The organism is Novilysobacter viscosus, from assembly GCF_046600715.1.
In the GTDB taxonomy this organism is placed as follows: Bacteria; Pseudomonadota; Gammaproteobacteria; order Xanthomonadales; family Xanthomonadaceae; genus Lysobacter_C; species Lysobacter_C viscosus.
The window spans coordinates 48318-69863 of sequence record NZ_JBJMAV010000011.1 but is presented as its reverse complement, the minus strand read 5'-3'; the positions used below and the strand labels follow the sequence as shown (position 1 = coordinate 69863).

21 protein-coding genes and 1 pseudogene are annotated in these 21546 nt (G+C 69.6%); 4 read left to right on the top strand and 18 right to left on the bottom strand.

The features are described from left to right. From ACJQWL_RS13360 to ACJQWL_RS13350, 3 genes and pseudogenes are all read left to right on the top strand, one after another. Positions 1-363, top strand: a pseudogene (locus ACJQWL_RS13360) (hypothetical protein); the annotation flags it as partial. Continuing rightward, a complete protein-coding gene (locus ACJQWL_RS13355) occupies positions 360-953 on the top strand; it encodes an IMPACT family protein (RefSeq protein ID WP_330969101.1) in 594 nt (197 codons plus the stop codon). The pseudogene ACJQWL_RS13360 and the gene ACJQWL_RS13355, both read left to right, overlap by 4 nt. 139 nt (positions 954-1092) lie before the next feature. Further along, a complete protein-coding gene (locus ACJQWL_RS13350; protein WP_411300951.1) occupies positions 1093-2871 on the top strand; it encodes an ABC transporter transmembrane domain-containing protein in 1779 nt (592 codons plus the stop codon). An 18-nt stretch (positions 2872-2889) separates the two neighbouring features. On the opposite strand, the gene ACJQWL_RS13345 is transcribed toward ACJQWL_RS13350, so the two are convergent. The 9 genes from ACJQWL_RS13345 to ACJQWL_RS13305 all read right to left on the bottom strand — a co-directional run bounded on the left by ACJQWL_RS13345 (position 2890) and on the right by ACJQWL_RS13305 (position 11521). Then, entirely contained in the window at positions 2890-3588 is a 699-nt protein-coding gene (locus ACJQWL_RS13345; protein WP_330969103.1) for a glutathione S-transferase N-terminal domain-containing protein, read from the bottom strand. Positions 3589-3778: 190 nt separating this feature from the next. Continuing rightward, complete coding sequence (locus ACJQWL_RS13340; protein WP_330969104.1) at positions 3779-3985, bottom strand: cold-shock protein; 207 nt, start codon at positions 3983-3985, stop codon at positions 3779-3781. Between the two features lie 121 nt (positions 3986-4106). Then, positions 4107-4871, bottom strand: coding sequence for an S-methyl-5'-thioinosine phosphorylase (locus tag ACJQWL_RS13335; RefSeq protein WP_330969105.1), 765 nt, complete (start codon positions 4869-4871; stop codon positions 4107-4109). Between the two features lie 109 nt (positions 4872-4980). Then, positions 4981-5547: a hypoxanthine-guanine phosphoribosyltransferase gene (locus tag ACJQWL_RS13330; protein WP_330969106.1), complete on the bottom strand. Its 567-nt coding sequence runs from the start codon at positions 5545-5547 to the stop codon at positions 4981-4983. Next, positions 5544-6539 (bottom strand): beta-N-acetylhexosaminidase, encoded by a 996-nt coding sequence (gene nagZ / locus ACJQWL_RS13325; RefSeq protein WP_330969107.1) that lies wholly within the window; start codon positions 6537-6539, stop codon positions 5544-5546. The genes ACJQWL_RS13330 and nagZ overlap by 4 nt, the downstream gene beginning before the upstream one ends. Before the next feature lie 133 nt (positions 6540-6672). Then, positions 6673-7200 (bottom strand): CYTH domain-containing protein, encoded by a 528-nt coding sequence (locus tag ACJQWL_RS13320; protein WP_330969108.1) that lies wholly within the window; start codon positions 7198-7200, stop codon positions 6673-6675. A gap of 95 nt (positions 7201-7295) precedes the next feature. Beyond that, entirely contained in the window at positions 7296-8636 is a 1341-nt protein-coding gene (rlmD, locus tag ACJQWL_RS13315; RefSeq protein WP_330969109.1) for a 23S rRNA (uracil(1939)-C(5))-methyltransferase RlmD, read from the bottom strand. Between the two features lie 215 nt (positions 8637-8851). After that, complete coding sequence (locus ACJQWL_RS13310) at positions 8852-9454, bottom strand: YdbL family probable chaperone protein (RefSeq protein ID WP_330969110.1); 603 nt, start codon at positions 9452-9454, stop codon at positions 8852-8854. A gap of 21 nt (positions 9455-9475) precedes the next feature. Beyond that, positions 9476-11521 (bottom strand): translocation/assembly module TamB domain-containing protein, encoded by a 2046-nt coding sequence (locus ACJQWL_RS13305; RefSeq protein ID WP_330969111.1) that lies wholly within the window; start codon positions 11519-11521, stop codon positions 9476-9478. 51 nt (positions 11522-11572) lie between these two features. Between ACJQWL_RS13305 and ACJQWL_RS13300 the strand changes: the two genes are divergently transcribed. Continuing rightward, positions 11573-12328, top strand: a complete 756-nt coding sequence (locus ACJQWL_RS13300; protein ID WP_330969112.1) for a hybrid sensor histidine kinase/response regulator — start codon at positions 11573-11575, stop codon at positions 12326-12328. Between the two features lie 44 nt (positions 12329-12372). Here ACJQWL_RS13300 and recO read toward each other — a convergent pair whose 3' ends face one another. From recO to rpoE, 9 genes are all read right to left on the bottom strand, one after another. Beyond that, on the bottom strand, positions 12373-13122 hold the full coding sequence (gene recO, locus ACJQWL_RS13295) for a DNA repair protein RecO (RefSeq protein ID WP_330969113.1): 750 nt from the start codon (positions 13120-13122) through the stop codon (positions 12373-12375). 48 nt (positions 13123-13170) lie between these two features. Next, complete coding sequence (gene era / locus ACJQWL_RS13290; RefSeq protein ID WP_330969114.1) at positions 13171-14076, bottom strand: GTPase Era; 906 nt, start codon at positions 14074-14076, stop codon at positions 13171-13173. Positions 14077-14127: 51 nt separating this feature from the next. Next, complete coding sequence (rnc, locus tag ACJQWL_RS13285) at positions 14128-14823, bottom strand: ribonuclease III (RefSeq protein WP_411300954.1); 696 nt, start codon at positions 14821-14823, stop codon at positions 14128-14130. Continuing rightward, complete coding sequence (locus tag ACJQWL_RS13280; RefSeq protein ID WP_330969116.1) at positions 14795-15175, bottom strand: DUF4845 domain-containing protein; 381 nt, start codon at positions 15173-15175, stop codon at positions 14795-14797. The genes rnc and ACJQWL_RS13280 overlap by 29 nt, the downstream gene beginning before the upstream one ends. A gap of 63 nt (positions 15176-15238) precedes the next feature. Further along, on the bottom strand, positions 15239-16024 hold the full coding sequence (gene lepB / locus ACJQWL_RS13275) for a signal peptidase I (RefSeq protein WP_330969117.1): 786 nt from the start codon (positions 16022-16024) through the stop codon (positions 15239-15241). 200 nt (positions 16025-16224) lie between these two features. Further along, complete coding sequence (gene lepA / locus ACJQWL_RS13270; protein WP_330969118.1) at positions 16225-18018, bottom strand: translation elongation factor 4; 1794 nt, start codon at positions 18016-18018, stop codon at positions 16225-16227. A gap of 120 nt (positions 18019-18138) precedes the next feature. After that, positions 18139-19647 carry a DegQ family serine endoprotease gene (locus tag ACJQWL_RS13265; RefSeq protein WP_330969119.1) on the bottom strand — a complete coding sequence of 503 codons (1509 nt, stop codon included), beginning with the start codon at positions 19645-19647 and terminating at the stop codon, positions 18139-18141. A 108-nt stretch (positions 19648-19755) separates the two neighbouring features. After that, complete coding sequence (locus ACJQWL_RS13260) at positions 19756-20727, bottom strand: RseA family anti-sigma factor (protein ID WP_330969141.1); 972 nt, start codon at positions 20725-20727, stop codon at positions 19756-19758. Positions 20728-20814: 87 nt separating this feature from the next. After that, positions 20815-21432, bottom strand: coding sequence for an RNA polymerase sigma factor RpoE (gene rpoE, locus ACJQWL_RS13255; RefSeq protein WP_330969120.1), 618 nt, complete (start codon positions 21430-21432; stop codon positions 20815-20817). Positions 21433-21546 lie beyond the last annotated feature (114 nt).

The following is a 21546-nucleotide window of genomic DNA, read 5'->3' as shown; positions in this document are numbered from 1 at the left end:
GCCGCCCCCGCGCCGGCCATGGAAGGCACGCGCCAGGCGGCCCCGCCACCCCGCGAGCGGCGGCACAGCTACACCACCGGCGCGCGCGCTGCTCCGGCCGCGATGGCGCAGTCCCGTGCGCTTCGCCAGCAGGGCACCCGCGAGGAACCGGCCGCACAGTTCCATGCGGGCATGGACTCCGCCGCCTCGCTGTCCACACCTGCGCCGCCTTCGGAATGGTTCGCCGGGATCCGGCGATTGCGCGACCGTGGCGACCTCGACGCCGCACGCGACATGCTGGCGCGCTTCCTCGACGCCCACCCCGGACGCGACGTTCCCGACGACCTGCAGCCGCTGCTGCCGGTCACGTACCCCGCACCGTGAACCTGGAGACGCTGGCCGAGCGTGCGTCGCATGGCATCGAGGTCAAGCACAGCCGCTTCCTCGCGCAGGCCGCCCCGGTGGAGTGCCCTGCCGCCGCGCTGGCGTTCTTCGCCGAAGTGGGCGACTCCACCGCCACGCACAACTGCTGGGCCTACCGCATCGGTAGCGAGTACCGATTCAACGACGACGGCGAAATCGGCGGCACCGCCGGCCGGCCGATCCTCGCCGCGATCGAGGGCCAGGGCCTGGACCGCCTGGCGGTGGTCGTCACCCGCTGGTACGGCGGTATCAAGCTGGGCGCCGGTGGACTCGTCCGTGCGTACGGCGGCGTGGCCGCGGAGTGCCTGCGTACCGCCGCGCGCACGCCGCTGGTCCCGACCTGCGAGGTGCACGTGGACTACCCGTTCGCCGATACGGGGGCGATACACGCGGCACTGCCGGCGCACGATGCCGAGAAGCTGGACGAGCGTTTCGGAGCCAACGGCGCCCATCTCCGCCTGCGGCTTCCGGTCGACCGGGGCGACGCGCTGGTCGACCACCTGCGCGACGCCACCCGTGGCCGCGCGCGCGTCCGCTTCGAAGACGCGTGACCCGCCCGGCGAGGACGGGGTGCGGGCGGCCCCGACAGAGCCTGTCCGGTTCAATGGAAGGCGGAGCAGGCGCTGCGGGCGGGAGCCGCGCACGCAAGAGTGGTGACGCGACACCGGCCCGATGAAGGACAATGGCGGGATGAACGACGCCTCCCCCCCCGCCACCCCGACCAAGGCCCCGATCGGCCGGCTGCGCACGCTCTGGCCCTTCGTGCAGCGCCACCGGCCGCTGTTCGTGGCGTGGTTGCTGGCGCTGGCGGCATCCAGCAGCGCCACGCTCAGCCTGCCGTATGCCTTCCGGATCATGATCGACCAGGGCTTCGCCCAGGGCGGGGGCAGCGGCATCGACCGCGCGTTCCTGCTGCTGTTCGCGGTGGCGCTGGTGCTCGCCCTGGCGACCGCGGCCCGGTTCTTCTTCGTATCGCTGCTGGCCGAGCGGGTCGTGGCCGACCTGCGCGAGCGCCTGTACGCGCACCTGATCGCCCTGGATGCCGGTTTCCACGACCGCAACCGCAGCGGCGAGCTGGTGTCGCGCCTGACCGCCGACGCCGAGCTGCTGCGCAGCGTGGTCGGCACCAGCATGTCGGTGGCGCTGCGCAGCCTGGTCACCTTCAGCGGCAGCATCGCCATGCTGTTCGTGACCAGCCCGCGCCTGGCGGCGTATGCGCTGGTCGGCATCCCACTGGCGGTGCTGCCGATCGTGCTCGGCGGGCGCCGCCTGCAGAAGATCTCGCGTGCGGCGCAGGACCGGGTGGCCGACGCCAACGCACTGGCCAACGAAACCCTCGGCGCGGTGCGCACGGTGCAGGCCCATGCGCGCGAGCCGTACGAGCGCGGCCGCTTCGGCGAGGCGCTGGCGCTCGCGGTGCGCACCGCGCGTCGCCGTATCCAGGCCCAGGCCTGGGTGACGGCCATCGCGATCACGCTCATCTTCGGCGCGATCACGCTGGTGTTGTGGTCCGGCGCGCACGACGTGGTCGCCGGGCGCATGAGCGCTGGCACCCTGGGCCAGTTCGTGCTCTACGCGCTGATCGGCGGTGGCTCGGTCGGTGCGCTGGCCGAGGTTTTCAACGAGCTGCAGCGCGCGGCGGGCGGCATGGGCCGCATCAGCGAGTTGCTGCAGGAGCAGCCGGGCGTCAAGCCGCCCACGCAGCCGGCGCGACTGCCGCAACCGGTTCGCGGCGACGTGGTGCTCGACGGCGTGGGCTTCCATTACCCCCAGCGCCCCGACCGCGCCGCGCTCGATGCATTCACCCTGCATGTCAAGCCGGGCGAGACGGTTGCGCTGGTGGGCCCGTCGGGCGCGGGCAAGAGCACGGTGTTCTCGTTGCTGCTGCGCTTCCACGATCCCGACCCCGCCGCCGGCACGGTTCGCGTGGACGGCGTGGACATCCGCACGCTCGATCCCTCCGAACTGCGCGGGGCCATCGCGCTGGTGCCCCAGCAGCCGACCATCTTTGCCGCCAGCGCGCGCGAGAACATCCGCTACGGCCGCCTGGATGCCACCGATGCGGAAATCGATGCCGCGGTGCGCGCCGCCCATGCGGATGACTTCATCGCCGCCCTGCCCGAGGGCCTGGACACCGAGCTGGGCGAACGCGGGGCCCGCCTGTCGGGTGGCCAGCAGCAGCGGATCGCGATCGCCCGCGCCCTGCTCAAGGACGCCCCGATCCTCTTGCTTGACGAAGCCACCAGCGCACTCGACGCCCAGAGCGAGCGGGCCGTACAGCAGGCGCTGGAGACGCTGATGGAAGGCCGCACCACCCTCGTCGTCGCCCACCGCCTGGCGACGGTGCTCAAGGCCGACCGCATCGTGGTGATGGACCACGGCCGCATCATCGCCGAGGGCACGCACGAGGCACTGGTGGCCGAGGGCGGGCTGTACGCCGAACTGGCGCGGTTGCAGTTCCTGGACTGAGGCCAGGCGCGAGTCGGATCAGCCCGGCGGCCCACCCTGCCCGAACAGGATGCGCCGCGCCTCGTCGGTGAGCGGCTGCTTGGACGAGTACGCGGTCGAGGGTTCTTCATAGACCCGCGCCGTCGCAGGCCGGGCGCGGACCGTCTCGAACCAGCGCGACAACGCCGGGAAGCCGGCCAGCGACTGGCCGTGGGCCTCGTACGGGACGATCCACGGATAGATGGCCATGTCCACGATCGAGTAGTCATCGCCGGCCACGAAGGCGCGCCCCTGCAGTTGGCAGTCCAGCACGCCATACAGGCGCGAGACTTCCCGGGTGTACCGGTCGATCCCGTATTCGACCTTCTCCGGCGCGTACACCCGGAAATGCCCGGCCTGCCCCGCCATCGGCCCCAGCCCGGCAACCTGCCAGAACAGCCACTGCAAGGCCTGGTGGCGCTCGCGCATGGACCGGGGAAGGAACCGCCCGGTCTTGTCGGCGAGGTACAACAGGATCGCACCGGACTCGAACAGCGACAGCGGACTTCCGCCGCCGCCCGGGGCATGGTCGACGATGGCGGGCATCTTGTTGTTCGGCGATATTTCAAGGAAATCGGGCTTGAACTGGTCGCCCTTGCCGATGTCGACCGGCACGATCCGGTACTCCAGGCCGGCCTCTTCCAGCAACAGGCGGATCTTGTAGCCGTTGGGCGTGGGCCAGTAGTGCAGTTCGATCATCACGGCGCTCCGCGGAGGTGGGCGGGCAGCGTATCGCGCCCCCTGTCGCGACGGCTCTGCGGCGACGCAACGCAAGGGTTCGATGCACGGACCGGCGTGCGCGTGGGAGTGCACGGCAGTGGTGGCGCAACGGCCAAGAAAAAGGCCCCGCCGGAGCGGGGCCCTGGAAATGCCAGTGAGTGCGGGTGACCTATTCCGCCGGCGTGATGTCGGTGGCCTGGGCGCCCTTCGGACCCTGGGTGACCTCGTAGCTGACGCGCTGGCCTTCCTGCAGGCTGCGGAAGCCCTTGGAATTGATCGCGGAAAAATGGGCGAAGACATCGGCGCTGCCGTCTTCCGGCGAGATGAACCCGAATCCCTTCGCATCGTTGAACCACTTCACGGTGCCGTACTGCATATCCTTGATGACCTCATGCTGGGTGCGTTGGCTGCGCCGGCGCGTGGGGCGACCAGGGCGCGACCCGAGTATGCAAAGTGAACGGCGGCTTGACAATCGCCTGTCCGACGAACGTGCCGCCTCAGCCGTCCAGCAGTGCCCGCAGCAAGCCCGGGAGGCCCGAGGAAGCGGCCGCCACGTTGTCCAGCACGTCCTGCAGGGTGATGACCTCGTCCGGGTCCGGCCCCGCGCCGGCGGCCCAGTTCGCCACGATTGCCAGGCACGCGTAGTCCAGCCCCAGCTCGCGCGCCAGTCCGGCCTCGGGCATGCCGGTCATGCCGACCAGGTCGCAGCCATCACGGCGCATCCGGGCGATCTCCGCGCGCGTCTCCAGGCGCGGGCCCTGGGTGGCGCCATAGCAGCCGCCGTCCACCAGCGCCACGCCGGCGCTCCCTGCCGCCTCGACCACGGCGGCGCGCAGGCTGCGGGTGTAGGGCTCGCCGAAATCCACGTGCAGCACCTCGGTACCGGCGTCCTCGCACAACGTGGAGATCCGCCCCCAGGTGTAGTCGATCAGTTGGTCCGGGCACGCCAGCACGCGCGGCCCGAAACGCCCGGTGATGCCGCCGACGGTATTGAGTGCCAGAACGCGCGTCGCACCCAGGGCCTTGAGTGCGGCGAGGTTGGCGCGGTAGTTGATCCTGTGGGGCGGGACCGAATGGCCCTCGCCGTGCCGGGCCAGGAACGCGACCCGGCGCTCGGCGAATGTGCCAACGCGCACGGGTCCCGACAACGCGCCGTAAGGCGTCGGAGGCTGGTGGGCCTGGGCATCCTGCAGCTCGGCCAGTGCGTACAGGCCGGTGCCGCCGATGACGGCAAGGTCGATGGTGTCGGTTGCGGTCGTCATGCAAAGCCCTATGTGTAGGAGCGACGTGAGTGGCGAACTCATCCACACGTGCTGGCGGATCGCACCCGGCGGCAGGGTCGCGACTCCCGTCGCTCCTACGGCAGCCGGATCACCGCAGCGCGTAGATCGCCGGCAGGTTGCGGCCCTGTTCGTGGAAATCCATGCCGTAGCCGAACACGTAGCGGTCCGGCACCTCCACCCCCGCATAGTCTGCGCAGATGCCGGGCACGCATCGGCCGTGCGTCTTCACCGCCAGCGCGGCGATGCGCACGTCGCTTGCACCCTGTTCCAGGCACCAGGCCACGATGCCGGCCATGGTGTGGCCCTCATCGAGGATGTCGTCGACCAGCAGCACCCGGCGGCCCTGCAACGGCGTGGCGGGGCGATGCTTCCACACCAGCTCGCCGCCGGAGGTCGCACCGCGGTACCGCGTGGCGTGCAGGTAATCGAATTCCAGGTCCAGGCCTTGCCCGCCCAGCGCGAACGCCAGTTGCGCGGCAAACGGCATGCCGCCGTGCATGACCGTCAGGTACACCGGCACGCTGCCGGCGTAGTCGCCGGCGATGCCCACCGCCATGCGTTCGATGGCCTGCTCCAGTGAGGCGCGGTCGTGGATCACGTCGGAATTGGCGAGGGCGCCGGCCAGCGACGGCGGGTTGTCAGGCGCGCCGGTCATGCCAGCCCCTCCAGCCGACCGCGCGAGTCTTCATAACGGGTGTCTGCGAGCAGGCCGTCCCAACCCATGGGGCCTCGCCCGATCAGGTTGACCAGCGCCATCGTGCTGAGCGCGCGGCCTTCGACGGCCTTGAGCGACTCCTCGACCAGCTCCGGGTGGCACACCAGCACGACGTCGCAACCGGCGTCCAGGTGCAGGTCGACGCGCTGCTTGATGCCGCCGGCGGAGAACGCCGCGGCCATGCCGATGTCGTCGGAGAACACCACGCCGCGGAAGCCCATCTGTGCGCGCAGGATGTCCTCGATCCACACCTTCGAGTACCCGGCCGGTTCCGGCGCGACCGCGGGATAGACCACGTGCGCCATCATCACCGCGTCGGCCCCCGCGGCGATGCCCGCTTCGAACGGCACCAGGTCCAGGGCACGTATCTCGTCCAGGGCGCGCGGGTCCACGGCGTCGTCGAAGTGCGTGTCTTCCAGCACCGAGCCATGGCCCGGGAAGTGCTTGAGCGTCGCCGCCATGCCGGCCGCGTGCATGCCGCGCACGTAGGCGCGGGTGAACTCGGACACGACCTGCGGGTCCTCGGAGAACGCGCGGTCGCCGATGGCGCGGTTCCCCCGCCCCAGGTCAACCACCGGCGCGAAACTCAGGTCCACGCCGGAGGCCCTGATCTCGCTGGCCATTACCCAGGCGTGTTCCTCGGCGAGCCTGAGCGCGGCCTCGCGGTCCTGCGCGTACTGGCGGCCGAAGCCTTCCAGCGGTGGCAATGCGCTGTAGCCCTCACGGAAGCGCTGCACGCGCCCGCCCTCCTGGTCCACGCACACCAGCTGCGGCCGCGGCGCTGTCTCGCGGATAGCCTGCGACAGCTCGGCCACCTGCTGGCGCGAGGCGAAGTTTCGGGTGAACAGGATCACACCGGCGCAGGCGTCGTGCTGCAGCCAGTCGCGCTCCTGCGCGGTGAGTTCGTGTCCGGCGACGCCGATGACAAGCATGCTTGGATCCCTGCGGAAGCGTTGAAAACCCGTCCGGTCGGGACGGCCGGTCATTGTGTCAGAAGCCCGGCGAGCGGCGGGTGCGGGCGCACTCACAAGGGGCGGCCCCTCGGCGCCGCGGCTGGAACCGCTCCTACACCGTGGAGCCGTCGCGCTCGGCCGGTGACCAGCGGGCGAACGGGCGGGTCGCCAGCGCGAGGTTGTAGTAACGGGCGCTGTCGGTGACCTCGCGTCCCAGCCAGTCGGGGCGCTCGAACGCGGCATCGGCCGACTCCAGTTCCAGCTCCGCCACCACCAGCCCGGCGTTGTCGCCAAGAAATTCGTCCACCTCCCATACCCGCCCACCGACCTCCACGTGGTGGCGGACCTTGTCGACCAGGCCGCCCACGCACAGCGCCAGCAGGTCGCGCGCGTCGGCCAACGGGATCGGGTAGTCGAACTCCTGCCGGGTGTGGCCCAGTTCGCGCGATTTGAGGTTGAGGTAAGCCTCACCGCCAGCAATTCGCACGCGCACCGAAGCCTTCATGGCCACCCGCCCCGGCATGGCGTCCATGGCCGCCAGGTCGTTGAGGTAGCCCTGCGCCATGGGCACGGCCGTGTGCGCCGCGGCGCGCCAGCCTTCGCCGCTGACGAGGAATTTGCGTTCGATCTCGATTGCCACTGTGCAGCCGCCTCACGTAGGAGCGCCTTCAGGCGCGATCGAAAACCAACTCCGTTCCCTGTTGCGTCGCTACGGCCCACCTGCCGGCACTGCTTTCAGCGCGGCTCGAACATCGCGATCGATTCCACGTGCGCGGTGTGGGGGAACATGTCCATCACCCCGGCCGCCTTCAACGCCCAGCCCTTCTCGCGGACCAGGTAGCCGGCGTCGCGCGCCAGCGAAGCCGGGTGGCAGCTGACATACACGATCCGCTTGAACTGCTTCAGGGGCAGCTGGGTCAGCGCGAAGTCCGCACCCGAGCGGGGCGGGTCCAGCAGCAGCTTGTCGAAGCCGTCGCGCATCCATGCGTGACCGGACAGGTCCTGCGCCAGATCGGCTGCATGGAACTGCGCGTTGCCGAGCCCGTTGCGCGCGGCATTCTCGCGGGCACGCAGCACCAGCCCGGCCTCGCCCTCCACGCCGACCACCGAGCGCACGCTGCGCGCCAGCGGCAGTGTGAAGTTTCCCAGGCCGCAGAACAGGTCGAGCACGCGCTCGTCCGGCTGCGCGTCCAGCAGGTCCAGCGCACTGCGGATCATCTTGCCGTTGAGGCCCGCGTTGACCTGGATGAAGTCCAGCGGCCGGAAACCGTAGACCAGGTTCCACTCGGGCAGCGAAAACGAAAGCTGCGGCGCCTCGGGCCACAGCGGATGCACGCTTTCCAGCCCGCCCGGCTGCAGGAAGATGGCGAACCGGTGCAGCTGGCCGAAGGCCACCAGTGCCGCCCGGTCGGCGTCCGGGAGTGGCTCAAGGTGGCGGATGGTCAGCGCGACGCCATCGAACGCATCGCCCGGGTCGCCGGCAATGAATTCGATCTGCGGGATCGCACTGCGGGCCTGCAGGCCATCGACGAGCGCGGCCAGCGCCGGGATGCGGCTGCCAATGGCCGGGATGACGGTGTGGCACTCGTGCAGCTCGGCGACGAACCGCGGGTCCTGCTCACGGAAGCCCACCAGCGTGCGTCCCTTCTTCTCGACCCGGCGCACCGAGAACCGGCCCTTGCGGCGGTAGCCCCACGCGGCGTCGGTCAGTGGGGGCAGCACGCGCTCGGGAGTCACATGTCCGATGCGCTCCAGGTTCTCCATCAGCACGCGCTGCTTGGCCAGGATCTGGCTGTCCACCGCCAGGTGCTGCAGTGCGCATCCTCCGCAGGTCCCGAAATGCGGGCAGCGCGGCTCCACGCGGTGCACCGACGCCTCCAGGACCTGGACCGTGCGTGCCTCGTCGAAGTGCCGGTTCTTCGCCGACTGCACCGCCATGACCCGTTCCTCCGGCAGCGCGCCGGCGACGAACACCGCCTTGCCGTCCCCGCGGCGGGCCACCCCGCGGCCGTCGTGGGTCAGGTCGGTGATGCAGGCTTCGAACGGGGTGGGGTCGATACGGGAACGGCGTGCCACGTGGGGTCGGTCCGGGATTCGGCGGGCGCGCATTGTCGCAGAAGGCGGCAAGCGGGACGCGGAAGGTCCCGCAGGTCACGGACCTGGGCCCGGGGGGCCGGAATTCCGCGCTTGCAGGCTCCCGCCCTGCAACGCGCAGCGAGGCGGCAGGCACCAGACAAAGGAAGGCCCGCGATGCGGGCCTTCGGTCGATTCCAGCTACGGGCCGCTGGCGGCTACTTCTGCTTCCAGCTACCACCGGACTGGTACCACCACCCCGGGCGTGCGCTGTCGATCCACTGGCGGGCGAACACTTCGCGAATGCGCCCCTCCCACTCGGGGTGGCCATTGGCGACGGCGACTTCCCGGTACACCGCCTTGCGGTCGCGGTTGTCGTCGGCCACCGCCTGGTTGACCGCCACCCGCTCCTTCAGCGCGAGCTTGCCGGCGTCGCGCACCACGATGGTGCCGTCGGCGGCGAAGCCCAGCGCGCCCGCATCGAACGCGGCCCGCAACTGGGTATCGAAGCGTTGCTTCATGCGCGCCTGGATGGCCTGGATGGCCGGCGTCTTGATCGTGATGTCGGGGCTCTGCGCGTGCGCGGTGCCGATCCCCACCATCGCCAGCAGGTCCACGCGCGGCATCGACAGCGCGGCCAACCCGCCTGAGGATCCCCCGCCCTGGCCATCCACCGGCGTGGCATCGCGCTCGTCGTCGATGACCTTTTCGACGAACTCCCGCGCGGCTTCCTGGGCCTCCGCCGCCGGGAAATAGACGTTGATCGTTACGCACGCGGTCAATACCACCGCGGCTACCGGCAATCCCATCCAACGTCGCATGTCAATCTCCTGTTGTGCCGGTCACTCGACGACCGGCTTGATTTCGCCCGACCCCACCGCGGCCAATCGTTCGACCAGCGTCGGCCAGTCGACCCGTCGGTTGAAGCCCACCACGGTCAGCCGCGGCAAACCCGAACCCTGCACGATAATAAAGCCCCGGCCCGCTGAACCCAGTCCGTCCATTTGGCAGACTTCGTCCGCCAAGCGGCAGGATATGCCGATACGCGAGTAGCCGAAGTCGTCGAACAGGCCGATCAACTGCGCCTGGAGCGTGCCGGCGAAGCCGGGGTCACCCACGCTCGACAGGTCCTGGACCGCGCGCTGGCTGATGCGCTGGCGCAATCCGGGCTTGCGCTGGGTACGCAGTGCCGCGTCGAACGCGACCGGCTGCCAGTCCACCAGCCGCAGGCCGTCGATGCGTCCGTCAAGCGCGCCGGTGATTTCGCCGAAGCCGAATACGCCAGTCAGCGACTGCAGGTCCAGGTCGTCGATCGCGATGTCGGCCGACAGCGTGGGCGCAACACCGAACGGCCGCTCCATCGCCAGCGCGGACACGTCCACGGTGCCGTCGAACAAGGCCATGCTCAGGCCGCCGTCGAACTCCAGCCGGTCGTTGGCATAACGCGCCTGCGGAATGCGTCCGCTCAGCCGGCCGGTAAAGGCGGGCCAGCCCAGCGCCTGGGCCAGCTGACCCACGTCGAGCGAGTCCAGACCAAGCCCGAAGGTGATCTCCAAGCCGCCGGCGGGCCCGGGGGGACGGAGCCGCAGCTGCTCGATGCGCGCCGTTCCGCCCAGCGTCGCGGCCTTGATGCCATGGTCAAGCTGGAGCACGCCGTCGCGGCTGGTGAAAGGCAGCCGCGACGCACCGAACGCCAGCCCGTACAACGACCCGCCCGACCACGACAGCTCGCTGGACACCGTCGCGCCCGCGGAGAACCGGACGTCGCCATGCAGGCGCTCGAAGGCGAAGCGGCCGCGCGGGTCGTCGACGCTCACTTCCTCCAGCGACAGTCGCGCCTGTTGGAGGTGCCCCTTCTGGACGCGCAGGTCGGCCTCCACGCCTCCGGCCAGCTGCAGTTCTCCCAGCCCGGCCCGACCCAGCCACCCGCTCAGGTAGCCCTCGGCGGTCGCTGCCAGGTCGGGCGACGCTATGGCCAGGTCGGCCTGTTCGAGCGCCAGGTCCGGAGTGAACGCCAGCGAACCGGCCACACGCAAGCGGCCGGGCTCATGCCACTCGATACGCGGAATCGCCCAACCGGCACCCTCGACATTGCGTGCCCGCAGCGCCAGTGCGACCGGCCCTGCGATCGCGACGTAGGTGGTGCCGTAGAGGAGCTCTCCGGCCAGCAGGCGGCCATCCAGCTCCAGGTCGTCGGTGGAGCCCAGCTGCGTGTCCAACTGCAGTTGCGCGTCCAGGCCCTCGGCGGCGATGCGTCCGTCCGGCGTGTCCAGCGAAGCGTCGTGGAGGCGCAGCGGGCCACTGACGCGGATGCGTTGCCCGGCACGTGCCCGCACCTCCAGGCGCGCGTCGGCGCGGCCGCCCTGCAACCGGGCCTCGGGCCATGCCCGGTCCAGCAGGGCCTGGGTCCAGGCCAGGGGAACACTCGCCAGGTCGATCCGGGTAAGCTCCGGGGTCCTGCCATCGCGGACCACGGTAACGCTGGAACCGCCCTGCGTCAGCGCAGCGCGCGTCCGCTCCGGGCCCAGCGCGACCGCCAGGCGCATCCCCGCCCCCCCGCCACGCACCGGTCCCTCGCAGCGCCAGCCGTCGCCAGCGCGCTGCAGCAGGCACTGCCAGTCCAGGTCACTGAAGCGGTAGCCCAGGTCCGGCGCCTCCAGGTGCCGGGCCTGCAGGCGCAGCCGGCCCTGCCCCGCTCCTTCCGGCCATTCCAGCCGGACGCGTACTCCCTGCAGGGTCGCCATCGGGGTAACCACCCGATCGATCCGCGCAGTTGCGGCCCTGGCCACCGCGGACGACGGCCACGCCGCCAGCAGCGCCGCGCCCACGGCGAGCGCCAGCAGGCGTACGATCCACGGCAGTACGGGCGCGATCCGGGGCGGCGACATCCGCCGGAGCATACCCAGTCGCACTGCCTCTCCACGATGAAAGGCGGGCCAATGACGGACGAAACAATGCCGCGCGTGCTGCTGGTCGAGGACGACCCGATCAGCCGCGCCTTCCTGATCACCGCACTGGACGGCGTGCCCTGCGAGGTCGACAGCGCCGACGGCATGGCGGCGGCCCTCGCGTTGGCGCGTAGCCAGCACTACGACGCGTGGCTGCTTGATGCGCACCTGGCCGACGGTTCGGGCATCGAGTTGTTGCAACGCCTGCGCCTGCTGCATCCGAGCACGCCGGTACTGGCCCATACCGCCAGCCACGATGTGGCCCTGCACGCCCGGCTTCGCGAAGCCGGCTTTGCCGACGTGGTGGTCAAGCCCTTGCCCGCAGCCGGGGTCCGCGGGGCGGTGCGCACCCTGCTGGGGATGGCAGCGGGCGGCCCTGAGCCGTCGCCCCGCCACGCAACACAAGACGCGCCGGTCTGGGACAACGAGGCCGCCGCGCTCGCCCTCAATGGCAACCTGGCCCATGTCCACACGCTGCGTGGCCTGTTCCTGCAGGAGCTGCCGCATACACGCGACGAAGTGGACGCCGCGCATGCCAGCGACGACGTCGCCCGGCTCGTGCGGACGCTCCACAAACTGCGGGCCAGCTGCGGGTTCGTCGGGGCGAGGCGGCTGTCGCGCGCGGTGCTCGTGCTCGAAGCCCGGCCCGACCTGCCCGAGGCGAGAACGGGATTCCACGCCGCCGTCGAGGCGACGCTGGCGTCACCAACGGCGCCGGGTGGACAAGGCGCAATGCCTGCCAATTGAAGCGGTCCTGACCGCAGAGTGCCGACACCGCCAGCGGCTGTAACTCACACCCGCGGGGGAACTGCGTCCAACGGCCCCACCCGCGCCAGGTCGCCCAGCATTTCCCACGACTTCAGCCCCCGTGGACCCAGGTGGTGGGACAGGACTTCGCGCAGGGCGCGTCGCAGCCCGGCCATGTCGCCGGGTACGGGCTCCGTGTCGGCGCCGATCGCCAACAGCGCCCGGCCGGTGGCCGCGCCGGTGCGGTCGGCGTGCCCGCGGTCGCTCAGCACGCGCCGCGCGCCGTGCTCCGGGTCAAGGCGATAGCGCGCGGCGGGATCGATGACCACCCCATCGCCATCGACCGCCCAGTCGAAACCCACGCCCAGCGCTTCAAGCAGGTCACGCTCGTACCGGCGCAGGGTCCAGCCCAGCGGCTCGGAGGCGCGCAGGCGCTCGCGCGCGATCGCGTACGCCCGGAACAGGTCAGGCTGGGGGTCCTGGCGCGGCGCCATGCGCAGGGTCAGCTCGTTCAGGTAGAAACCCGCCAGCAGCGCCTCGCCCACGAGCCGCGGCGCGGCGTCGACCGCCTCGGCCGTGACCAGCCGCGCCAGCTCGCCCCTCTGGACGGCATCGAGCCTGATCCACTGCAAGGGTTGCAATGCAGCGCGCAGCACGTGCCGCTTCGGGCCCTGGACGCCCCGCGCCAGCACGCCCACGCGACCGTGCGCGGGCGTCAACACTTCCACCAGCAGGCTGGTTTCGCGCCACGGACGCGCGTGCAGTACGAAGGCGTGTTCGGCGGTCAGGCGCATGGGAGGTCAGGTGGGAAGAGCGTGCACGGACCGCACCCGTTTCCTTCCTCAGTCGTGATAGCCGAAAGCGCGCAGCGCGGCCTCGTCGTCCGACCAGCCTTCGCGGACCCGGACCCAGGTCTCCAGAAACACCTTGGCGTCGAACAGGCGCTCCATCTGCTGGCGCGCCTTGGTGCCGATTTCGCGCAGGCGCTCGCCGCCCTTGCCGATGACGATCGCCTTCTGCCCGTCGCGTTCCACCCAGATCACCGCGCCGATCCGCAGCATGGTGCCGTCGATCTCGAACTTCTCGATCTCCACGGTGGTGGCGTACGGCAGCTCCTCGCCCAGCTGGCGCATGAGCTGCTCGCGTACCAGTTCACCGGCGTGGAAGCGCTGGCTCTTGTCGGTGATCTCGTCCTCGCCGTACAGCGCGTCCTGCTCCGGCAGGTGCTGCAGCACGCTCTTGACCAGCGGCTCCAGGCCCTTGCGCTTGAGCGCCGAGACCGGATGGATGGAGGCGAACTCGCGACCCTCGCTCACCTGGCCCAGATACGGCAACAGGACCGACTTGTCCTTGAGGCGATCGACCTGGTTCACGACCAGGATTACCGGCAGGCCAGCGCCACGCAGCGCTTCATAGGCAAAGCTGTCGGCTTCATCCCATTGGCCGGCGCGCACCACCAGCAGCGCGACGTCTACGCCTTCCAGCGCGCCGCGCGCAGCGCGGTTCATCCATCGGTGCATGGCCGACGCGGTGGATCCGCCCTGGTCGCGATGCAGGCCCGGCGTGTCGACCAGCACCAGCTGGCCTTCCGGAAAGGTGGCGATGCCCAGCAGACGGTGGCGGGTGGTCTGGGGACGCGGTGAAACAATGCTGATCTTCGCGCCCACGAGCGCGTTGGTCAGGGTGGACTTGCCGACGTTGGGACGGCCGATGACGGCGACGTGGCCGCTGCGATATGGACTTTGCATCGGGCGATTGTAGGCTCCCCGCCCCGCGACCGCCGCGACGATGGAGCTGGCCTAGCCGGGACTGCGCCCGCGCAGTGCTTCCAAAGCCGCCAGCGCCGCTTCGGCTGCGACCTGCTCGGCGGCCCGCCGGGAACCGCCCTCGCCTTCCGTCTCCACGTGCGGCTCGGCCAGGGCACAGCCCACCATGAAGGTCTTGGCATGCTCCTCGCCGGTTTCCGATATCAGCGAGTACACCGGCAAGGGCTTCTGCCGGCCCTGCAGCCACTCCTGCAGCCGGGTCTTGGCGTCCTTGCCGACCTTGTGCGGCGGCGGCAACGCGGCCATGGCCGCTTCGAACCACGGCAGTACCACCGCTCGGCAGGCCTCGAACCCGCCATCGAGATAGACCGCGGCGACCACCGCCTCCAGCGCGTCGGCCAGGATCGAATCGCGCCGGTGCCCCCCCGATTTCATTTCGCCCGGGCCCATCGTCAGGCGCGACCCCAGCTCCAGGCTTCGCGCTATGGGTGCCAGCGCCGACTCGCGTACCAGCTCGGCGCGCGCGCGCGTCAAGGCACCTTCGTCCACCTGCGGCCAGCGCTGGTAGAGGGCATCGGCAATGATCAGGTTGACCAGCGAATCCCCCAGGAATTCCAGGCGTTCGTTGTGGGGCGCGCCGGCACTTCGATGGGTCAGGGCCTGGGCGAGCAGGCCCGGGTCGCCGAAGCGGTGGCCGATATCACTCAAGCCCGCCGCCGCGCCGCAGATCTTCCTCGGCGTGGAACTTGCCGACGATGTCCAGGTTGTAGATCAGCGGCTTGCGGATCTCGTAGTCGACCGTCAGCTGGTAACCGGCGTCTCGACGTTCGACCTTGAGGTGCTCACGCTTCACGTTATCGGCGTAGCTGACATAGAGCTTGCGGAAGAACAGGTCCCTGACCAGTGCCGGACTGGCATTGGCAGCCCCCGGATCGGCCTTGAGGGAGGCCAGCGCACGCTTGACTGCGTAGTACTCCGAGTACATCGGGATCAGCTTCATGCCCATGTAGACGAAGACACCCACCACCGCCAGCACGATGATGAAGCTGATCAGGGTCATGCCGCGTTGCGTGCGTTTCATACGAGTTTCCCCTTGGCTGTGCGCCGCCTGCCCCGCGGCGTGGGTATTACCGGATTGCCTGCCTCACGGGATGCTGCTGCCCACCCGCGAGAACTCGAACCCCCCGTCGAAGTGCATCCAGATCAGGAACGCCTTGCCCCTGAGGTTGGACTCCGGGAGGAAGCCCCAGTATCGGCTGTCCTCGCTATTATCACGATTGTCGCCCATCACGAAATAGTGGCCGGCAGGCACCACCCACTCGCCCTCGCCCTGGTCCATGAATGGCAGGTTGGTCCGCTCCAGAACCGTATGCGACCGGCCAGCCAGCTGCTCGCGCAGCTCTTCCGCGCCTGTCATTTCGGTGCCGTTCCCGGTGCCCGAATATACGCCCACGCTCTCGTAGGCCAACGGTTCGCCGTTCACGAAGACGGTATTGTCGCGGTAGGCGATGCGGTCACCCGGCAGTCCCATCACCCGCTTGATCCAGTCCTGGTCCGGATGATGCGGCGGGCGGAATACCACCACGTCTCCGCGTGCCGGCTCGCCAAGCGTGACGAACTTGCGGTTGGTGATGGGCAATCGCAGGCCGTAGGTGAACTTGTTGACGAGGATGAAGTCACCCGTCAACAGCGTCGGCATCATCGAATTGGAGGGGATGCGGAACGGCTCGGCGATGAAGCTGCGCAGCAGCAGTACCACCAGCAGCACGGGGAAGAACGCCTTGGAGTAGTCGACGAGGACCGGGTCGGTACCGTCGTCCAGCAGGCTGGCGCCGGCCGCACGGCGCTTGGCGAAAAACAGGGCGTCAAGCAACCAGATGATGCCGGTGGCGAAGGTGAGCACCACCAGGGCGATTTCAAACCAGCGCATCGGGGGTCCTTTGGGTCCGGTGGAGCGGCAGGGAGTTGCCAGGGTCAGGTAACAGGGTGGCTCGGCTGGAGTATTCCGCTACCGACGCAGTACGGGACGTGCTGCAGGTCATGCCCACCCCCGGTCGCCGCGAGGGATTGGACCCGGTACAGCCAATTGGCTGCATCGCACGTCCACCCCGGTGCCGCGGCACTGGTCGACTATTTGTTATCCACATTGAGCACTGCGAGGAATGCTTCCTGGGGGATTTCCACGCTGCCCACCTGCTTCATCCGCTTCTTGCCGGCCTTCTGCTTTTCCAGCAGCTTCTTCTTGCGGCTGATGTCGCCACCGTAGCATTTGGCCAACACGTTCTTGCGCATCGCCTTGACCGTGCTGCGGGCGATGACCTGCGAGCCGATCGCAGCCTGGATGGCAACGTCGAACATCTGTCGCGGGATCAGCTCCTTCATCTTCTCGCACAGGTCGCGACCGCGCCGGTCGGCGTGGCTGCGGTGGGTAATGATGCTCAGCGCATCCACCTTGTCGCCGTTGATGAGCGTGTCCACCCGCACGAACGGACCCGCCTGGAAACGCAGGAACTGGTAGTCCAGCGAGGCATAGCCGCGGCTGACGGACTTGAGGCGGTCGAAGAAGTCCAGCACGACCTCGGCCATCGGCAGTTCGTAGCTGATCTGCACCTGGCTGCCCAGGTACGTGATGCCGATCTGGCTGCCGCGCTTCTCCTCGCACAGGGTGATGACGTTGCCGACGTAGTCGGGGGGCGTGAGGATGTTGGCGCGGATGATGGGCTCGCGGACCTCCTCGACGTGGTTCACCGGCGGCAACTTGGCCGGATTGTCCATCGCCACGATCGTGCCGTCGGTCTTCAGCACTTCGTAGACCACCGTCGGCGCGGTCGAGATCAGGTTGAGGTCGTACTCGCGCTCCAGGCGCTCCTGCACGATTTCCATGTGCAGCATGCCCAGGAAGCCGCAACGGAAGCCAAAGCCCATGGCCTCGGAAGACTCGGGCTCGAATCGCATCGCTGCATCGTTGAGCCGCAACTTCTCCAGCGCCTCGCGCAGGTCCGGGTAGTCCTCGGCGTCGACCGGGAACAGGCCGGCGAAGACGCGCGGCTGCATCTCCTGGAAGCCCGGCAGGGGCTTGTCGGCGGGGTCGGCGGCCAGGGTCAGGGTGTCGCCGACCGGCGCGCCGTGGACATCCTTGATGCTTGCGTTGACCCAGCCCACCTCGCCCGGCCCCAGCCGCTGCAACTCCTTGCGCTTGGGGGTGAACACGCCGACGTTGTCGGCCTGGTGGGTGCGCCCGGTGGACATCACCTTGAGCTTGTCGCCGGGCTTGATCTCGCCCTGCATGATGCGCACCAGCATCACCACGCCCAGGTAGTTGTCGAACCACGAGTCGATGATCAGCGCCTGCAGCTTGTCGGTGTCGCGCGGCCGCGGCGGCGGGATGCGGGTGACGATTGCCTCGAGCACGTCTTCCACGTTCAGGCCTGTCTTGGCGCTGACCGCCACCGCGTCGGACGCGTCGATGCCGATGACGGCCTCGATCTCGGCCTTGGCGCGCTCGATGTCGGCGGTCGGCAGGTCGATCTTGTTGAGCACCGGCACCACTTCCAGGCCCTGCTCCACCGCGGTGTAGCAGTTGGCGACAGACTGCGCCTCCACGCCCTGCGCGGCGTCCACGACCAGAAGCGCGCCCTCGCATGCGGCCAGCGACCGGCTGACCTCGTAGCTGAAGTCGACGTGGCCGGGGGTGTCGATGAAGTTGAGGAAATAGGTCTGCCCGTTGCGCGCGGTGTAGGGCAGCGACACCGACTGGGACTTGATGGTGATGCCGCGCTCGCGCTCGATCGGATTGGAGTCCAGGACCTGCGCCTCCATCTCGCGGGCGGTCAGGCCGCCGCACAGGTGGATGATGCGATCGGCCAGGGTCGACTTGCCGTGGTCGACGTGGGCGATGATGGAAAAGTTGCGGATCTGCTGCATGCGGGGACGCGACCGGGCCCATTGGGCCAGAAAGGAATGGGCCAGAGAAAATCAACGCGCGATTATCGCACACGGCACGCCCCCGCCCGGTCCGGCGGAACGCGTGCCGCCCCGGCAGGTTCAGCCGCCGGTGGTCACCGCGACGTACTGGGTGCCCTCGCCCCTGCGAACCAGCAGCATCACGGTCTCGCCCGGCTCCAGGTCCGCCAGGCGGCGGTTGAGGTCGGCTGCGTTGGACACTGCGGTTCGGCCCACAGATAGCACCACGTCCCCGGCCTGGAGGCCGGCCCTCTGCGCGGGGCCGGGCTGCACGGACACGATCCGTACGCCCTCGCCCGCCTGCAGCCCCAGTTGCCTGCGCTGCGCGGCATCCAGGTCCTGCGGGATGACACCTATCGCATTGGCCGGTTGCGGAGCGCTTTCGCGCGCCGGGGCGCGGCCATTGCCCGCCGCCGCCACCGCACCACCCAGCTCGCCCAGCACCACGTCGACCTGCATCTCGCGGCCGCTGCGCAGCAGCGTCACTTCCACGCGATCGCCCGGCGCCTTCAGCCCGATCAGCGGCGGCAGGTCGCTGGAGACGCTGACCTTGCGGCCGTCCACGGCGGTGATCACGTCCATGCGTTCGATCCCGGCCTTGTCGGCGGCACTGCCCGGCTCGACGCCGGCCACGAGTGCCCCTTCCGCGACGGCCAGGCCAAGGGCCTTGGCGGCTTCGGTGGTGATCGGCTGCACGTTGACGCCCAGCAGGCCGCGGCTGACCCGCCCGGTGTCGCGCAACTGCTCGGCTGCGTTCATGGCGACGTCGATCGGGATGGCGAAGCTGACGCCCATGTAGCCGCCCGAGTTGGAGAAGATCTGGGAGTTGATTCCGACCACTTCACCGCTGGTGTTCAGCAGCGGGCCACCCGAATTGCCGCGGTTGATCGCCACGTCGGTCTGGATGAAAGGCACGTACTGCTGGCCTGCGTAGGGGTTGTTGCGGCCCACCGCGCTCACGATCCCGGCGGTGACCGAGTGCTGCAGCCCGAACGGCGAGCCGATGGCAATCACCCACTGTCCGGCTTGCGTCCGCGTGGCGTCTGCCAGGCGCAGGAACGGAAGGCCGGCGGCATCGATCTTGAGCAGGGCGACATCGGACTCCTCGTCGCTCCCGACCACCTCGGCGGTGAACTCGCGACGATCCGACAGGCTCACCTGCACGGTTTCGGCCCCGTTGACGACATGGTGGTTGGTCAGCAGGTAACCGTCATCGGAAATCAGGAAGCCCGTGCCCTGGGACACGCCACCTCGGCCCTGCGGCGCTTCCGGGAACGGCGTCCCGGGTCCGAAGAAGCGGCGGAAGATCTCGGGGATCTCCTCCTGCCCCGGCCCGCCGCCGCGCGCGGTGCGCGGGGCGATCTGCGCGCTGACGTTGACCACCGCCGGCCCCACCCGCTCCACCAGTGAAGTGAAGTCGGGCAGGCCGGTCACCAGCGGGCGCGAAGGCTGCGCCGACGGCGGGGGTGCGATGGGCTTCTCGGTGCCCTGGCTGGCGCGTGCGTCGGCGGGCGCCTGCGCGGTGCAGGCCACCGGGATCGCGGCCACGAGGAGGCCCATCAGGGCAAGCGTACGAAACGGTCGGTTCATTGAATCGGCCTCTGGGACTTGGGTATCGAATCGTGCAACGCACCCCGGCTTGCCAGCCGGGGCGGAGGTGGAACGGGTCATCCTGCCAATGCCTGCGTGCCGGGGACGTCAGGGTCTCGGCGACGGGGGCGGCGGCGTGGTCGCGCCGGCAGCGTCCGCCGGCGGCGCAGGCTCGGCGGGAGGTGGCTCGAAGGGGTAGAACGAGGGCGCGGTCGCCGGCGCGGCGTAACCGGCGGTCAAGCCATTCCCTGCCCGGTAGTCGGGCAGCACCGCGCGCGGCCACGGCCGGGAGCCGAACTCGTTGGCCCGCGGGGTGAACGGATCGACCCTGGTGGGGTCGGGTGACTGCTCGGCCACCCGCGCCGGGCCGGACACCGGCATCCCTGCACTGCCGGCGACAGCCACGACGTCCGCGGGCGGCACCGCCGCGTAGGCCGGCCGCGTGCGAGGGACCGGGCGAGAGGTCGGTGCCGGCGCGTCGCTTGACGACGGCGGGACCAGCGGCCCTCGGGCGAGTGCCTGCGGGGCGTCCAAGCGCGCCACGTCGCGCGGCGCAACTTCCGTTGCGTCCGTCGCCAGGGGGGGTAGACCCGGCACGTCCACTCCAACCGGGTCTGCGGCCAGCACCGGCACGTCCGCCGTGCGTCCGCTGGCACGATCATCCAGCGGTCGCGCCACCAGGAAGGCAGCGAGTGCTACGGATGCCGCCAGCGCCGCGCAGGGTATCCATGCACGCTGCCGGCGACGCACGCCCGGCGTTGCCGCGGGCCGTGCCATCGCACCGGACGCTTCGCCGGCCTGTCTTTCGCCGGCCTGTCTTTCGCCGGCCTGTTGCTCGCCTGCACGTTCCTCGGCCTCCGCCACGGCAGCGCCCACGCGCCCGGCGAAGTCTCCGGCCACCACCGCCTCAGCGCGTCCACGCAGCACGTCACCGGCCAACTGCCAGCTGCCGACGCAGTCGCGCCAGGAGGCATCGTGATCGAGGCGTTTGAGAGCGAAGCGTGCGGCATCACCGTCCAGTTCGCCGTCGAACAGGGCGGACAGGTCTTCGCGGTCGTCGTTGGAATGCTCGGGTGTCATCGGCACGAGGCCTCCTGGAACTTCAGCTCGGTCTGGGCGGCAGGGCAGGCCACGAACGACCGCAGCCCGCCCCGGCAGTAGCCCGGCTCAGCGCGGGCCATGGTCTGGCCCGAGCAAGGGACGCAGCCGGACATCGATCGCATCGCGCGCACGGAAGATCCGCGAGCGGACCGTACCGATCGGGCAGCCCATGCGTTCGGCGATTTCTTCGTAACTGAGACCCTCGACCTCGCGCAGGGTGATGGCCGTTCGCAGGTCCCCGGCAAGGCCTTCCACCGTTTCCATCACTGCGCGCTCGATTTCCTGCCGCAGCAACTCGCGTTCGGGGGTGTCGGTGTCACGCAGGCGCATGCCGGCATCGAACTGCTCGGCGTCGCCGGCATCGATGTCCGAGGCCGGGGGGCGGCGGTTCTGTGCAACGAGGTGGTTCTTGGCGGTGTTCACTGCGATGCGGTGCAACCATGTATAGAACTGGGAATCCCCCCGGAAACTGGCCATCGCGCGATAGGCGCGGATGAACGTCTCCTGGGCCACGTCCTGGCACTCGCTCCAATCGGATACGTAGCGACCGATCAGCCCCACCACCCGATGCTGGTAACGGCGCACCAGGGTGTCGAAGGCCGTACTGTCGCCCCGCTGGACGCGACGGACCAGTTCCTGGTCCAGCGCATCGGCGGATGCCTGTGCAACGTTGTTTTCGGCCATGCCGTGCCGGCACTCCTGTCTGCTCGGCATGGGCCGAACGATATGACACCCCCACAGGAGGAAAGTTCCGCCCTGCAGGCATTGACTGACAGGTGGGGACGCGGCGGCCCGAGC

Coding starts and splice junctions, on each gene's coding strand:
- ACJQWL_RS13265 (WP_330969119.1), bottom strand. CDS start 19,647: ATGAACCGACCGTTTCGTACGCTTGCCCTGATGGGCCTCCTCGTGGCC.
- ACJQWL_RS13345 (WP_330969103.1), bottom strand. CDS start 3,588: ATGATCGAACTGCACTACTGGCCCACGCCCAACGGCTACAAGATCCGC.
- ACJQWL_RS13260 (WP_330969141.1), bottom strand. CDS start 20,727: ATGACACCCGAGCATTCCAACGACGACCGCGAAGACCTGTCCGCCCTG.
- ACJQWL_RS13305 (WP_330969111.1), bottom strand. CDS start 11,521: ATGTCGCCGCCCCGGATCGCGCCCGTACTGCCGTGGATCGTACGCCTG.
- ACJQWL_RS13340 (WP_330969104.1), bottom strand. CDS start 3,985: ATGCAGTACGGCACCGTGAAGTGGTTCAACGATGCGAAGGGATTCGGG.
- ACJQWL_RS13280 (WP_330969116.1), bottom strand. CDS start 15,175: ATGAAACGCACGCAACGCGGCATGACCCTGATCAGCTTCATCATCGTG.
- era (WP_330969114.1), bottom strand. CDS start 14,076: ATGCAAAGTCCATATCGCAGCGGCCACGTCGCCGTCATCGGCCGTCCC.
- ACJQWL_RS13330 (WP_330969106.1), bottom strand. CDS start 5,547: ATGACCGGCGCGCCTGACAACCCGCCGTCGCTGGCCGGCGCCCTCGCC.
- ACJQWL_RS13335 (WP_330969105.1), bottom strand. CDS start 4,871: ATGACGACCGCAACCGACACCATCGACCTTGCCGTCATCGGCGGCACC.
- nagZ (WP_330969107.1), bottom strand. CDS start 6,539: ATGCTTGTCATCGGCGTCGCCGGACACGAACTCACCGCGCAGGAGCGC.
- ACJQWL_RS13350 (WP_411300951.1), top strand. CDS start 1,093: ATGAACGACGCCTCCCCCCCCGCCACCCCGACCAAGGCCCCGATCGGC.
- ACJQWL_RS13310 (WP_330969110.1), bottom strand. CDS start 9,454: ATGCGACGTTGGATGGGATTGCCGGTAGCCGCGGTGGTATTGACCGCG.
- recO (WP_330969113.1), bottom strand. CDS start 13,122: ATGCGCCTGACCGCCGAACACGCCTTCGTACTGCACGCGCGTCCGTGG.
- rpoE (WP_330969120.1), bottom strand. CDS start 21,432: ATGGCCGAAAACAACGTTGCACAGGCATCCGCCGATGCGCTGGACCAG.
- lepA (WP_330969118.1), bottom strand. CDS start 18,018: ATGCAGCAGATCCGCAACTTTTCCATCATCGCCCACGTCGACCACGGC.
- ACJQWL_RS13300 (WP_330969112.1), top strand. CDS start 11,573: ATGACGGACGAAACAATGCCGCGCGTGCTGCTGGTCGAGGACGACCCG.
- lepB (WP_330969117.1), bottom strand. CDS start 16,024: ATGCGCTGGTTTGAAATCGCCCTGGTGGTGCTCACCTTCGCCACCGGC.